This window comes from Halalkalibacter lacteus, from assembly GCF_036663595.1.
In the GTDB taxonomy this organism is placed as follows: Bacteria; Bacillota; Bacilli; order Bacillales; family Bacillaceae_D; genus Halalkalibacter; species Halalkalibacter lacteus.
Genome location: NZ_JAWRVL010000028.1, coordinates 12,830 through 26,382, shown reverse-complemented (window position 1 = coordinate 26,382; position 13,553 = coordinate 12,830). Strand labels below are relative to the sequence as shown.

The following is a 13,553-nucleotide window of genomic DNA, read 5'->3' as shown; positions in this document are numbered from 1 at the left end:
ACCTATATTACAATCGATTAAAAAAAAACGATCACTTTTATATAAGAGGGCAGAATCGTTGGTTTTCAGTCAACCTCTCTCTTTATGTTTATTTGAACGTCGCACCAACCTCATAAGAGTCATCGAGTACTAATATTCCTTTTTTTCAGGTGTATTCGGCAACGCAAGTTCCTTCGCAGAACAATCGTTTCATTTGTTTCTTTATCAAATATACGGACAACGCCACCTGTTTTTTCACCACGACGATCAAGCTCTGTGTCCTTTATCTTTAATAGTAACGCATTACCAATTCTTCATTATGGTAAAACACATTCATTGTTACTGTCTCCTTCTATCTTTCTCTCTTCCTCCTTTTTATTGTACCATAATGAAGCTTACTATGACGGGTCTTAAAGAGGTTGTTCAAAAATGGGAAAATCGCCCCTTTTTGAACTATCTAAAGGACCAAATTCTATTTAGGCTTTCTTTGCGCCAAAATAAATGTCGGTTCTAATTCACCATTCTCATATAAAAACGGAAGAGCAGTCACGGGAACACGCCCTTCTCCAAAAAATTGAAGAGCAAGTTGCGCTAAGACATCATAGCCTCTTTCATTTACAATATCAGCAAAAATTAAAACATCTTGGTGTGGAACAGCAACAGCTAATTGTCCAGTTGCTTGCTTTTCCATCTTTTCTAGCAAAGATTGATCTAAAATTCGACTTGCATCAAACCCATCCTTTGCTCGCAAGAAAAAGAATCGATTCCCAGCTACAGTATCTTCCATTAACGGTTGAGGCAATGAGCGTACGTTAAACATCGCTACTTCACGAATTTCATCTTTTGTAAATGCCGTTTCTTCTAGCATCGGTTCTTGAATTAACGTATAAGATTCCCCTAGATCAATGACATAATAAATTCGTGTTTCCGCGGTATGCTCATCATATAATAAGCCATACCCTTCTTTTGTTTCTGTTGGGAAAGACGTAGCACGTATGACAGGAAAGATCTTTTTCTCATTTCCAGCAATAGACGGCTTCATTTTCATTGCTTCCAACCCTACCTCGACATACCTGACAACTTCATCTATAGATCCAAACTCTTTTCGTTCCCATTTTGCAAGAAGTGGTTTAAGTGATAGAGTCACACCTTTTTTTATTTCATCGTCTTCTATACGTAAAGTAGATTCCTTATGATCATAAATAATGGTCCACCCATCTCTTGTTAGTCTTTGTTCAATCTCTTTGCGAAACTGTCTCATTTCCATAAATGATCCTCTCCTTCTATCTCTATTATTTTATCAGAAATAAAATGCCTATCCAAATTAGAGAAACTTCGTCCTCGCCAGATATACTTGAAAGGATAACTTTTTACCGAAGACAAGGCTTGAGGATTCTAACCTCAAGCCTTTTTTCGTTTGTAAATTAAAGTAATGTCTAAAACATTTTTCAGGTTTCTCCACAAAACCTGAACTACTTAATTTAATTTGAGTACCCTTATTTCCGTTTAAAAATGAGCTTCGGCCTTACTTAAGAACGATTCAATTTCCTCTTGTGACTTGCGATTCTTGCTAACCAAGCGCTCAACTTCTTGTCCATTCACATACGCAAGAAAACTTGGAATACCAAAAATTTCAAGCTCTCCACATAAATCAATAAACTGGTCACGATCGACATAATAAAATGAAAAACTAGGAAAATCAGCCTCAACTCTCGGTAAAATTGGTTCAATTACTTTACAATCAGGACACCAGTTAGCTGAGAACATAAAGACTGCAGACTCCTTGCCTGCTATTTCATTAAATTGTTCGATACTTTGAATCTTTTCCATTTTAAACACTCTCCTAAAAAGTTGATTATCATTGCTCAATCTTCATATCACCGAATCGAATTGTTCCTCGTTTCCTCATCCATTCGGCGATAGCCAAACTGATAATTGCAGGACCTGCAAAATACAACAATATAACTGCAATTAATACACTACTTGAAAACCCCATATGTGTAAACGTCATAATGGGTCCCACCAGTCCACTTGTTCCCATTCCAGCTCCTGCTGAATTATTCGTCATCCCAAAGCCAACTGTCGCAATCGGGGCAAGCAAAGCACCTGCAACGGTTGGTGGAATGAGTATGTAAGGGTTCTTTACTACATTTGGGACCTGCAACATCGACGTACCAATTCCTAAGGAAACGAGGCCGGACCAACCATTTTCACGGTAACTGCTAACGGCAAAACCAACCATTTGTGCGGCACAACCAACCGTTGCAGCACCCGCAGCAATCCCTTCAATTTCAAGCATAATTGCTAGAGCAGCACTTGAAATTGGAGCTGTTAAGGCTAGTCCCATTAATGTGGCAACGATAATCCCCATTATAATCGGTTGTTGCTCCGTCCCCCACATAATAAGAGCACCGAATTGTTGCATACCCGCTTGGATCCATGGAGCAATTAAAGAGGCCGACAGAAACCCTGTCAAGATCGTTACAAGAGGTGTAAGAATAATATCAAGTTTTGTTTCTCCGGATATCAGCTTAGCAATCTCAGATGAAATGACAGCAGCAACAAAGGCCCCTGCTGGTCCACCAAGACTTGCTCCCGCGGCCCCACTTATAATAGCAGAAAAAACAACAAGTTTAGGCGCCTTTAAGCCATAAGCTACAGCAACTCCGATTGCCGGTCCCATCAAACTCATAGCCAAGCCGCCTACTTCTCGTAACCAAGCTCCTACCCCATCTACTCCTAAGTGAACAATTTGTTCTCCTACGGTTCTTATAATTAAGCCAATAATGAGTGACGCAAATAACCCTAACGCCATGTGACTTAATGCCGTAATAAAATAAGTACGCCACGAAAGATCAATACCCTTTTTTTTCAAAAAATCTTTCACCTATAACACTTCCCTACGTTCTAGTTAGGACGATAAGAATGAACAATTTCTGTCATAGCCTCTATATTGTCCTCTAGTTCTTTATAAGTTGTAAGAGTCGACAGTTTCGCCCCCCCAATAGTCGTGATAACAAATAACTGACTGTCTTCCTCCTTTGATACGATTAAATATGCTAGCTGCTCGTCGGTTTCAATTAATTCATAAAGTATCGCCCGATCAGCAAACTCCATATCACGTTGCAAATGAATGTTACTCGTAGGAAGTTCCAACGGTTGATGAAACAAAAGAAATAATTGCTCTTGATTTTGAATTCGAAGATTGTATTCTTGTTCTTCTATTACTTCAAAACCACGAGGTAAATAAAGCTCTAGCGTAGTTAAATCTGTATTCGTATCTTTCTTCTCCTTTTCAACACCTGTTTTAAAAGCTTGATATCCTAGTTCTAAAGCCTCTTCTTCTGTTACAGAACAACCGACTACAAGCAATAGAAAACAGAGCGCTGTTCCTACTTGCCATACTTTCGTAATCAAACGTTACACTCCTTTTTCCTTATCATACGCATTTCTACATAATAATACCCTCAAGGATGGCAGCTGACAAGACAACTTTCATTGTTTCCTGTTACAATGGGGCAAAGGAAAGGAGTGACTCTTGATGGAACTAACCGTTTATTTAGCAGGAGAAATACATAACCCTTGGCGTGAGGAATTAAGAAAAAAAGCACTGGAATGGAATCTTCCACTTACTTTTACTGGTCCGATGGAAAACCATGACCGTTCAGATCTAATTGGTGAAGAAATTCTAGGCAAGCAAGCAACTAATGTATTGAGAGATGAAACCGCATCTTCCGTCAATAATTTACGAACACAAATACTGCTCTCCAAATCAGATGTTGTGATTGCTTACTTTGGCGAGCAATACAAGCAATGGAATAGTGCGATGGATGCCGCTACTGCGATTACATTAAATAAGCCTGTCATTCTAATTCGTGGTGAAAAACTACACCATGCATTAAAAGAACTCGCAAACAAAGCACAACTCGTCGTTGAAACTCCTGAACAAGCCTTAAAAGCATTGTCATATATTTTTGAATAATCGGACGTACTTTTGTGATTTTTCGTTACAAATAAAAGAGGATGATTCAAAGGATGTTTCACCCATTGAATCATCCTCTTTTAGGTGGATTAATTCATATTTTCTGCTAGCTTAAAGAATCCAATTGCCATGCTAATACTTACTAAACAAATAGCACCTGCGAAAACAAACACGGCAGAAACAGCAGCACCTGATATTTTCATCATTCCTTCTCATATCATAATTTACTACCACTTTTATTTTAATAAGAAGGCGTCAGCAACATCGCGATGATTGTGTCAATTTATTTACATTTCCAGGAAATTAGTACAAACACTATATTTACCTATTTAATGCTGAAGGCTATTCCTTGTTGACACGTACTGCCCATAAAGCAATTTTACTATGTGAGAAAACAATTCTTTTCTACTGACCCAATCAGCTGTATAAATCCCTATTGCCCCTTCTTTCTTTCGTGTATGCTCATCTCCCGTTATGCGTGCCATAACGTCTCCAAGTTCTTCGCCTTCTCTCAGCTTTTCAGCTACTTGTAAGGGCAATGGGAATTTAGCTCCGCTAGCAATCCACTCACCTCCATCAGCATGAACTAGCACTCCCCAATTACAAAGTAGTAATCCCGATTTCGTTTCTTGAACTCCTCCTTCTAGCCCAAACGAAAGGTCTGCCTTTGTTATTGTTAAAGCCAATTTAGCGCGAGTCCTAGCACCTTCCAATGTCTCCTCTTCTGAGAATGGTTGTGCCGAAACGCCTGAGTCCACTTTCACACTTACTATCGTAAGCCTCTCACGGATTAACGTATCTTGGACAGCATGTACTTTTGCTGGGTTTTTCGTCCCAATCGCAACAATCATCGTATTTGCCTCCTCTTTTAAAAGTGAGGTTAACTACAAGGGGGTCTAGGTTCCCATGATGTAACCTCACTGTTTTTGAAGTACATATTTTTCTAACTTATAAAACCTTGCAGCGACTATACTCAATGCTACGAGACAGTTCAAAAAGTAAAATGTCTATTAAACACCTTTTGTAATCGTTTGAATTGTACTGCGGTTTGTCGTTTTTACTAATTTTACAATTAACTCCTTTGCTGCAGCATAGTCATCAATATGGACAATAGAAGCTGCTGTATGAATATAACGTGAGCAAATACCTACTACCGCAGATGGGACACCGTCTCCTGACATGTGCACTCGTCCTGCATCTGTTCCACCTTGAGAAATAAAATATTGGTATGGAATATCATTTGACTCTGCTGTATCTAGGACAAAATCGCGCATTCCACGGTGCGTAATCATTGAGCGGTCGTAAATACGAAGCAAGGCACCTTTTCCAAGTTGTCCAAACGCATCTTTTCCACCAATAGCATCATTAGCCGGACTCGCATCGAGTGCAAAAAAGATATCTGGTCTAATCATATTGGCAGCAGTTTGAGCTCCTCTAAGCCCAACTTCTTCTTGAACAGTTGCACCTGAATACAAAATGTTCGGAATCTCCTCATTATGCAACTCTTTTAAAAGTTCAATGGAAAGACCTACTCCGTAACGATTATCCCATGCCTTCGCTAGTATTTTCTTATTATTAGCCATCGGCGTAAATGGACAGATAGGAACAATCTGTTGACCAGGTTTAACACCAATCTTACCTACATCTTCTTTATCATCAGCGCCAATATCAATGTACATTTGCTTACTATCCATGGGCTTCTTACGCTGTGTTTCTTCAAGTAAATGTGGCGGAGTTGACCCTATCACACCAATTACTGGACCATTATCTGTCATAATTTGTACACGTTGCGCAAGAAGAACCTGGCTCCACCAACCACCTAATGTTTGAAATCGAATGAGTCCATTTTTTGTTATGGATGATACCATGAATCCAACTTCATCCATATGACCAGCTACCATAACTTTTGGACCATCTTCTAACCCTCGTTTAACACCAAAAATACTTCCTAAGCGGTCTTGAACAATCTCGTCTGTATACTTTACAAGTTCCGAACGAACAAACTTGCGTACATTATGTTCATACCCCGGAGCACCTTGAAGCTCCGTTAATGTTTTAAAAAGTTGCATTGTATCATTGTTCATTCCCCTGAACTCCTTTCGATTCCCGAAAAATAATGTGTCATATTTAGTTTAGCTGAAACCGATTTTGATTTCCACCGTTGTCTTATTTCTCATGATTGTTAACTAAAGATTGAAACCGTTATAATTTATTGGATATACTACAGAGGTGAGAGTATTCTATGGCTCGAAAGGATGGTAAATCATGTTAAAACGTTTTGTTGCTGGGTTAGGAATTGGGTTAGCAGCTGGGTATTTCCTCGGTCCAACCTTAAAGTGTGAGAAGATTTCTCCTGAAAAAGCATTAAAAGAAGTGAAAAAAGCAGTTTCTCGTACGTACGCCATTTCTGGTTCATGGATTCATATGATTCCAGAAACAATCAAACGTAAGAATATCTCCTATACTGTCTATCGTGGGGGTTTATCGACAACGACTGAAGAAGGAACAATACAATACGAATTTTTAGTCGATACAAAGTCCGGTACATTACTTGACCTTCAAGAATCTTAATCGATAAGTACAATGTCTTTTTTGAATTATTAAAGCTTTTTGTATATTAAAGACGAGCACTAGCTCCTCTCGTTTCGCCGCTACGCTCAATGCTTCGAAGTTGTTCAAAAAGGTAAGAACTTATCTTTTTGAACAACTTCTTTTCTATTCACTGTATTTGTATTGCTCACGTTCAATCGAATCAAGAATATCCCCTCGCTCGTTCCATTTAATCGCCCGATATTTGTAATCATGATAAAATAAATAAGTGGCTTCTTTTTGTTTTGCGTATACTTGCCATCTTTGCTTTTCCTTGATAGATGTCATTGGATAATCATCGTACGCAAGCACCCACAGTGGATTCGTATGAGCATGTGTCGGCATGATATCAGCTAAATGGAGAAATGTCTCCCCGTCATGTTCTAATACGATAATGGAATGACCTAGACTATGTCCTCCAGTATGAACGAGGCGCAGCCCTGGAATTACTTCCTTTTCCCCTTTAAACGTTTGTACTTGATTATGAATAGCCTTCCAATTCTTCTCCCAATATGTATTCTTTGAACGAATGTTTGGTTCGCGCATCTCACCCCATTCTACGTCCGACGCATAAATGATCGCGTTCTTAAACATAGGCATATCTTTCCCCTTTTCTTCTTTTACCAGACCCGCAGCATGATCAAAATGAAGATGGGTCATGACCACGTAGTCAATATCATCCGTTGTAAGTTGTAACGCGGCTAGATCTTTTTCAACAGAGGATTCTTCTAGCACGCCATAGTTTCGTTTCTGTTTAGGATCAAGCCGACCATTTCCAATTCCAGCTTCCACCAAAATGCGATAGCCATCTTTTTCAATAAGTAATGGGTCTGTTCTAAGCTCGATTTGATTTTTTTCATTATGAGGATACGTTCTACTCCATAACGGCTTTGGCACTACCCCAAACATAGCACCACCATCCATATGCGTGACCCCGCCATTAAGCCACGTAATTGTTAAATTTTTACGTTCTAAACGTTCCACTATAACCCTCCTCCTTTTTTAAATAACTACATAACAATATTCTATACTCTGTCTTCATAATCCTGTTTCCACTAACTAAAAAGGATGACCACTGAGTAGTCATCCTTTTTCTATTTCTACGACCTAAACTTTGCTTCACAACGATAAATCCGCATTCCTTTGCGGGAAAACCTTTGTTCATATTCAGTCATAACATTCCCTTCAATATTACTCCGATGCAAATCTAAGCTTACATGATGTAACGTCATTCCATAACTAGTAAAACTCTCTAATGAATATTCAAATAACCCTTGATTATCTGTTTTCAAATGAATATCTCCGCCTTCTTTTAACACTTGCTCATACATTTCAAGAAACCCTTTATACGTAAGGCGACGTTTCTCATGACGATTTTTTGGCCATGGATCAGTAAAGTTAATGAAAACTCGATCAATTTCACTTGCTTCAAAGAACTCTAGAATGTCGGAGACATCCTCATTAAGAAACTTCACATTTGTCTGACTCGATTCTTTCGCACGATTCATTGCTGTAATCAAGACACTTTCATATTTTTCAACTCCGATAAAATTAACATCTGGATGAAGCATACTCATCCCCATTAAAAATTGCCCCTTGCCAGTACCAACTTCAACATAAATAGGATTATTATTACCAAAGATCTCTTTCCATTGTCCTCTACATTTCTCAGGATTTCGAATGATAATCTCAGGATTTTGATTTAATTCTTCCTTCGCTCCTGGTTTATTCCGTAAACGCAAAACAATCACCTCAACTCAAATATTTCCACTCTATCCTTTGCTCTCTTCTATGTAGAATAGCTTTAGCCATTTCCGCACAAAATAGGCATAAGAAAATTCATTTAAGGAGTGCTACTACCCCCATGCCAATTTCAAATCATGACAAATTGCAATTACTTAAAGATTTATTACAAAACCAAGCTGCAGAAAACTATATGTCAACTGACGAAGCCGCACAAATTGAGCGACTCTTATCAACACTTTCAGATGATCCCACTCTGCAACCCGTTATCCAACAAACGCTCGGTCTAATGCAGGAAAAACATCAACTTAATCACGAACCGTTTCAACAAAACGATGTCGAACAATGGCTTAACGCCCTGTCACTTGAATAATTCGACAGCATAACATTTTATTCCTCAGGAAATATCGTGTTTTTCTGAGGGGAATTGCCACCTTTATCGAGTATAGCCTCACCATAGTAATAAGAAAACCAAAAGACTCACCTCTTAATGCTTTAATGGTGAGTCTTACTCGTGAAAAAGGCTTTTAATATATTCCTTTAATTGTTCAACCTGTTCGAACTGATTTCGACCATAATGCCATAACAATACTGATATGGATTGGGAAACGACGTACCAATGCATACGTTCGCGTAATGATGTATCAAGAACTTGTCCATATTGTGTGAGCCACGTTTCCCATTCATGTTCAGGAATATAGGAATAAAGCAACAAACCAAGATCTAACGCAGGATCAGATACTGTTGCACCATCCCAGTCTATTAAATAAAGGTGTTCATCTTCATCAAGCATCCAGTTATTATGATTAATATCACAGTGACAAACAACAAAGTGTTCATGAAGAACCGTTTCTAATTGATCAAGTAAATATGCCATTCCTCGTTCTATGATATCATCGTCTATCTGATATGTTTGTAATTGACGACGTAAATTCTCAACAATTACATATGGAGTTAACGGCTCGTTTCCAATCCGCTTAAACATATCAAGTAATTCACTTGAACCATGTATTTTAGAAAGTAAAGCAGCTACACGACTCTCTTTCATTTCATATGCTTTTAATTCTCTTCCTTGAATGCATTTTTGTGCCGTTACGACATCACCATTCTCTAATCGCCTTGTCCAGAGTAACTTTGGAACAATTCCTTCTGCTGAAAGGACAGCAAGAAAAGGCGAAGAATTCCGCTTCAAAAAAACTATTTGTTCACCTTGCTGGGCTATATATGCTTCACCTGTTGCACCTCCAGCTGGTTGAAGCTTCCAACCGTCTCCTAAAAATTGTTCCACCAAATTCACCCTCATTTTCATAACTATCCATCTCTTTTACAAAGAATAGTAATAGTATACCTTATTTAAAGACAATTACATATGTTTTTAGAAAAACTTGACTACCACCAGCTTACTTTCAAAAGGAAAGGAGCTTAGATTCCAACTCTCTTCCGACAAAAGTTCATACTCCGGCGGTAGCGGTAGCCTTAGACTTTCTTACAAAAAGTATATAAAAAGCAATTCTCTATTTACCGTCATCCAGTTTAAACATAATTCACACATACAAACGTAGAAATAGGTGAAACTAACGCACAGTCTTCTCCTATTTTGCTTAATGGTATCAGAGATGCTACACGATCGTCAACGACTACGTACCAGTTATTATTGTTTGGTAATCTAACGCTTTTGTAATCCAAGCTTGCATTATGAATGACAATGATATCATGCCAACGATCAATGCCATTAAGATTTCGTAAGTGGTAAGCGATACAATCAGATTCAACGAACAATAAATGGAAGTGTTCTTTAATTGTCTTATAAGAAGCAATCCTAAATGCAGGGTGCGCTCTCCGCAGCTTAATCAACCCTCTTGTATAGGTAACAGCGTCCTCAAAATAAGCACGTTGTTCCCAACTAAATTGATTCACCCAATCAGGTTGGTTGTAGCTATTTTCGGTTCCATGCTTTGTTCTGAACCATTCTTGGCCAGCATGCAAAAACGGAATACCTTGTGAAAGTAAAACTATTGATGTAGCAAGTTTATGTCTCTTTTGTAAGACTTGCCGATCTTCTGTTGGGTGAACTTGCTTCAACTTATCCCAAAGCGTGTGATTATCATGCGCTTCAACATAGTTAATCGCTTGACGAGGCTTTGTAAATAATTCCATGCTCCCTTTTACTCCACTGACAATTTCATCTATTGAGAAGCTGTCACCACTTATAAAACCAGGTGAACTAATTTCAAACGTACTTCCTTTCATTCCATCACGAAACTTATCTTGAAAAAAAGAAATCTCCTGTAAAGATCTCGCATTATCTGTTATCGCACGCTTTTCTTGAGGATACGCTGTTGGAAGATCCCACCCTTCTCCTAACAGAAACACATCTTCCTTTACTTTTGATGCTGCTTCCATCACTTGTTTCATTGTTTCAAGATCTAATATTCCCATCAAATCAAAGCGAAAGCCATCAACTTTGAATTCCGTTAACCAGTAAGTAATCGCATCAACAATGATTTTCCTAGCCATCTTCCGCTCCGAAGCAAAATCATTCCCAACTCCAGTAGCATTACTAATTTCATTGTCTTCTGTATAGCGAAAATAATAGCCTGGTACAATTAATTCTAACGGCGACTCTTCACGGATATAAATATGGTTAAAAACAACATCCATAATCACTCTTAATTGTCTTTGATGAAGGCTGGCTATCAAAGCCTTTAACTCACGAATCCGTGAGTAACCGTTATACGGATCACTTGCATAGCTACCTTCAGGAACAAAGAAATGAGTGGTATCGTACCCCCAATTGTAATTTTCTTCGTTACTTCGATCACTTTCATCGACACTTCCATATTCTTGTACTGGCAATAACTCTACATGAGTAATCCCTAACCTTTCTAAGTAATCTAGTCCGGTTACTCGTTGGTCAAGATCAAGTGTTCCTTCTTCTGTTAAGCCTATATACTTACCTTTGTGGGTAATTCCATTGTTGCGGCCGATTGTAAAATCTCTAATATGAAGCTCATAAATAATGACATCATTGTTCGATTGCAAAGGTGTTAGAATCGGCCAATCAGATAATTCTGTTTTCTTAAGGTCTCCTACCATCGCCTTTTGTCCATTCACCCCTAAAAACTTCGCATATGGGTCAACAACCTTACGCCATTCTTGATTAACATACACTTCAAAAAGATACCACGTCCCTTCCTTATTACCGGAAAGTTCAGTTCTCCAAACTCCTTTCTCATCTCTAAAACAAGCGTGAATCTCTCCTTTATCCTCATGCCATGTTGAAAAGGTTAAAACATTAACTTTTGTAGCCGTTGGAGCCCAAATAGCAAAGGTTGTTAATCCTTGTGAATACACAACTCCTAAATCATCACCCGAATAATAAAAAAGTTGATCAAAAGCTTCCGTTCGTACTACGTCTGTTACTTCGATGTAACAAACTTCATCGCCGTGTACAACGTAATTTTCTTCACTAAATAGGTACGGATTTGTTAAACGTAATTCAACTATATAACCATTTGTAAAAGTAAACACAAGTGGCCATTTACCAGTTTGATTTGAAACAAACCAGTTATTTTCATCAAATGCATGAGAACTTTCTATACTAACACGTAGCATGTCAACGTTTACAAGTTCAGCTGACTTTAATCGACAATTGACAAATGACTGCTTTTTTTGCTTCAATGATGACAGCCCCTTTCCTTTTCATACGAAATAGTAATTGTTTTAAATAAATGTTATAGATCACAAGCAGTCAGTAACTTTTCACTTTGAGCATTGTAACACTCTCAACTTAGTTGGTTGATTGTTAGTGCTTCCTATTTCAAAACTAAATGTAGTATCATTGTATATCATTATGAGCATGATCACGAAACCATTCGTCAGCTCAAGTTATCAACTTAGTATTTTTTTATTGGAAAGGCATTGATTGAATTTTGGAGGAACTTACATGAATTTTACGACGAACACACGAGCGCGATTGTTAATTTCTTGTCTTGATCAACCTGGCATAGTATCTGCTGTTTCAACATTCCTACATCAGTACAAGGCAAATATTGTTCAATCTGACCAGTACTCTACTGACCCATCTGGTGGAATGTTTTTTATGAGGATTGAATTTGACTTATTTGAAGATGGATATGAGTTTTCTCTCATTCGTACAGCCTTTACAGAAATAGCTAATTCGTTTGAAATGGACTGGAGAATGGAATTAGAATCTCGCCGAAAAAAGATGGCTATTTTCATTTCGAAGGAAGACCATTGCTTGTTTGAATTACTATGGAAATGGCGAGCGAAAGAGATTGATGTTGATATCCCCCTTGTCATTAGTAACCATCCAGACTTAAAAGAACAAGTAGAAGCATATGGGATAAAATTTCTTCACATTCCAGTAACGAAATCGACAAAAAAGGAAGCAGAGCAAAAAGCCGTCGAAACACTTCATGAACACAATATCGACTTTATTGTTCTAGCAAGATATATGCAAATTCTCTCCCCTGACTTTGTCGGTACTTTTCCAAAACGAATTATTAATATCCACCATTCATTCTTACCAGCATTTATAGGAGCTAATCCTTATGCAAAAGCTTTTGAACGCGGTGTTAAATTAATCGGAGCAACAGCGCATTATGTGACAAATGATTTAGACGAGGGACCCATTATTGAACAAGATGTTTTACGGGTAAACCATAGGTACACAACAGAGCAGTTAAAAGTAGCTGGTCGAAACGTTGAACGTATTGCTCTAGCTCGAGCTGTAACATGGCATATCAATGATCAAATTATCGTACACGGAAATAAAACAGTAGTATTTTAGAAAGTCATCGCACCTTTTAAATAGCCTGCTAAGAGTCGGTTACTCTTTAGCAGGCTATTTGTATTCGGAGCCATTTCCCCTCTCATGTTGCTGTCTCTTTACTACTATCTTATTGTATTGCATTTTAGCCTTTCAGCTTTTTTAATTCGTAATTTATGTATTCAAATTCTTCTATTTCCATCGGCGAATCCATATAAATGAGATGGGCCCCTTTACGAATATCAGGTAATTGCTGTTGTCCGTGAGTGTAAATCCAAAGATGCAACGATTCTTCAAGTCCGACTTTTGCTTCTCTCATCGTTTCCCCAAAACTCTCGCATCCTTCTAATTGATCCAATGCAATCATAAATTCAAATCCCCCCATCCAATTGTAGACTTTCCGAACTCTCCAAATGAACTGTTCTGGCCTATACTCCTCGTAAAATGGTCTATTCTCTTTGGTCAACC

Annotated in this window: 15 protein-coding genes; 4 read left to right on the top strand and 11 right to left on the bottom strand. The window is 38.2% G+C overall.

Translation table 11 applies throughout. The features are described 5' to 3' along the window. Positions 1-451: 451 nt before the first annotated feature. The 4 genes from SAZ04_RS17400 to SAZ04_RS17385 all read right to left on the bottom strand — a co-directional run bounded on the left by SAZ04_RS17400 (position 452) and on the right by SAZ04_RS17385 (position 3,396). Positions 452-1,246: a DUF1444 domain-containing protein gene (locus SAZ04_RS17400; protein WP_332697580.1), complete on the bottom strand. Its 795-nt coding sequence runs from the start codon at positions 1,244-1,246 to the stop codon at positions 452-454. A 239-nt stretch (positions 1,247-1,485) separates the two neighbouring features. After that, positions 1,486-1,809, bottom strand: a complete 324-nt coding sequence (locus SAZ04_RS17395) for a thioredoxin family protein (protein WP_332697578.1) — start codon at positions 1,807-1,809, stop codon at positions 1,486-1,488. Between the two features lie 28 nt (positions 1,810-1,837). Further along, positions 1,838-2,866, bottom strand: coding sequence for a PTS sugar transporter subunit IIC (locus SAZ04_RS17390; RefSeq protein WP_332697576.1), 1,029 nt, complete (start codon positions 2,864-2,866; stop codon positions 1,838-1,840). A 20-nt stretch (positions 2,867-2,886) separates the two neighbouring features. Then, positions 2,887-3,396, bottom strand: a complete 510-nt coding sequence (locus tag SAZ04_RS17385) for a hypothetical protein (protein WP_332697574.1) — start codon at positions 3,394-3,396, stop codon at positions 2,887-2,889. A 124-nt stretch (positions 3,397-3,520) separates the two neighbouring features. Between SAZ04_RS17385 and SAZ04_RS17380 the strand changes: the two genes are divergently transcribed. Further along, positions 3,521-3,961 carry a YtoQ family protein gene (locus tag SAZ04_RS17380; protein ID WP_332697572.1) on the top strand — a complete coding sequence of 147 codons (441 nt, stop codon included), beginning with the start codon at positions 3,521-3,523 and terminating at the stop codon, positions 3,959-3,961. A gap of 329 nt (positions 3,962-4,290) precedes the next feature. Here SAZ04_RS17380 and SAZ04_RS17375 read toward each other — a convergent pair whose 3' ends face one another. Both SAZ04_RS17375 and SAZ04_RS17370 read right to left on the bottom strand, forming a co-directional pair. Further along, positions 4,291-4,812, bottom strand: coding sequence for a DUF84 family protein (locus SAZ04_RS17375; protein ID WP_332697570.1), 522 nt, complete (start codon positions 4,810-4,812; stop codon positions 4,291-4,293). A 159-nt stretch (positions 4,813-4,971) separates the two neighbouring features. Continuing rightward, entirely contained in the window at positions 4,972-6,045 is a 1,074-nt protein-coding gene (locus SAZ04_RS17370) for a M42 family metallopeptidase (protein ID WP_332697568.1), read from the bottom strand. A gap of 181 nt (positions 6,046-6,226) precedes the next feature. On the opposite strand from SAZ04_RS17370, the gene SAZ04_RS17365 reads away from it, so the two are divergent. After that, the gene (locus SAZ04_RS17365) at positions 6,227-6,532 is read left to right on the top strand and encodes a PepSY domain-containing protein (RefSeq protein WP_332697566.1); all 306 of its coding nucleotides are present in this window, start codon (positions 6,227-6,229) and stop codon (positions 6,530-6,532) included. A gap of 144 nt (positions 6,533-6,676) precedes the next feature. On the opposite strand, the gene SAZ04_RS17360 is transcribed toward SAZ04_RS17365, so the two are convergent. Further along, positions 6,677-7,534, bottom strand: a complete 858-nt coding sequence (locus SAZ04_RS17360) for a YtnP family quorum-quenching lactonase (RefSeq protein ID WP_332697564.1) — start codon at positions 7,532-7,534, stop codon at positions 6,677-6,679. Positions 7,535-7,650: 116 nt separating this feature from the next. Continuing rightward, entirely contained in the window at positions 7,651-8,292 is a 642-nt protein-coding gene (trmB, locus tag SAZ04_RS17355) for a tRNA (guanosine(46)-N7)-methyltransferase TrmB (protein WP_332697562.1), read from the bottom strand. 122 nt (positions 8,293-8,414) lie between these two features. Here trmB and SAZ04_RS17350 point away from each other — a divergent pair, with 122 nt between their 5' ends. Further along, the gene (locus tag SAZ04_RS17350) at positions 8,415-8,666 is read left to right on the top strand and encodes a YtzH-like family protein (protein WP_332697560.1); all 252 of its coding nucleotides are present in this window, start codon (positions 8,415-8,417) and stop codon (positions 8,664-8,666) included. Between the two features lie 135 nt (positions 8,667-8,801). On the opposite strand, the gene SAZ04_RS17345 is transcribed toward SAZ04_RS17350, so the two are convergent. Further along, positions 8,802-9,581, bottom strand: coding sequence for a phosphotransferase family protein (locus SAZ04_RS17345; RefSeq protein WP_332697558.1), 780 nt, complete (start codon positions 9,579-9,581; stop codon positions 8,802-8,804). A 245-nt stretch (positions 9,582-9,826) separates the two neighbouring features. Next, positions 9,827-11,974, bottom strand: coding sequence for a type I pullulanase (pulA, locus tag SAZ04_RS17340; RefSeq protein ID WP_332697556.1), 2,148 nt, complete (start codon positions 11,972-11,974; stop codon positions 9,827-9,829). Between the two features lie 265 nt (positions 11,975-12,239). On the opposite strand from pulA, the gene purU reads away from it, so the two are divergent. Then, positions 12,240-13,106 carry a formyltetrahydrofolate deformylase gene (gene purU, locus SAZ04_RS17335; protein WP_332697554.1) on the top strand — a complete coding sequence of 289 codons (867 nt, stop codon included), beginning with the start codon at positions 12,240-12,242 and terminating at the stop codon, positions 13,104-13,106. Between the two features lie 124 nt (positions 13,107-13,230). Here the strand turns inward: purU and SAZ04_RS17330 are convergent, their stop codons facing one another. Further along, entirely contained in the window at positions 13,231-13,551 is a 321-nt protein-coding gene (locus tag SAZ04_RS17330) for a type II toxin-antitoxin system HicB family antitoxin (protein ID WP_332697552.1), read from the bottom strand. Positions 13,552-13,553: the final 2 nt, after the last annotated feature.

Excerpts from the sequence above, each read along its gene's own strand:
- SAZ04_RS17365 (WP_332697566.1), top strand. The coding sequence starts at position 6,227 with ATGTTAAAACGTTTTGTTGCTGGGTTAGGAATTGGGTTAGCAGCTGGG.
- SAZ04_RS17370 (WP_332697568.1), bottom strand. The coding sequence starts at position 6,045 with ATGAACAATGATACAATGCAACTTTTTAAAACATTAACGGAGCTTCAA.
- purU (WP_332697554.1), top strand. The coding sequence starts at position 12,240 with ATGAATTTTACGACGAACACACGAGCGCGATTGTTAATTTCTTGTCTT.
- SAZ04_RS17350 (WP_332697560.1), top strand. The coding sequence starts at position 8,415 with ATGCCAATTTCAAATCATGACAAATTGCAATTACTTAAAGATTTATTA.
- SAZ04_RS17375 (WP_332697570.1), bottom strand. The coding sequence starts at position 4,812 with ATGATTGTTGCGATTGGGACGAAAAACCCAGCAAAAGTACATGCTGTC.
- SAZ04_RS17380 (WP_332697572.1), top strand. The coding sequence starts at position 3,521 with ATGGAACTAACCGTTTATTTAGCAGGAGAAATACATAACCCTTGGCGT.
- SAZ04_RS17400 (WP_332697580.1), bottom strand. The coding sequence starts at position 1,246 with ATGGAAATGAGACAGTTTCGCAAAGAGATTGAACAAAGACTAACAAGA.
- SAZ04_RS17395 (WP_332697578.1), bottom strand. The coding sequence starts at position 1,809 with ATGGAAAAGATTCAAAGTATCGAACAATTTAATGAAATAGCAGGCAAG.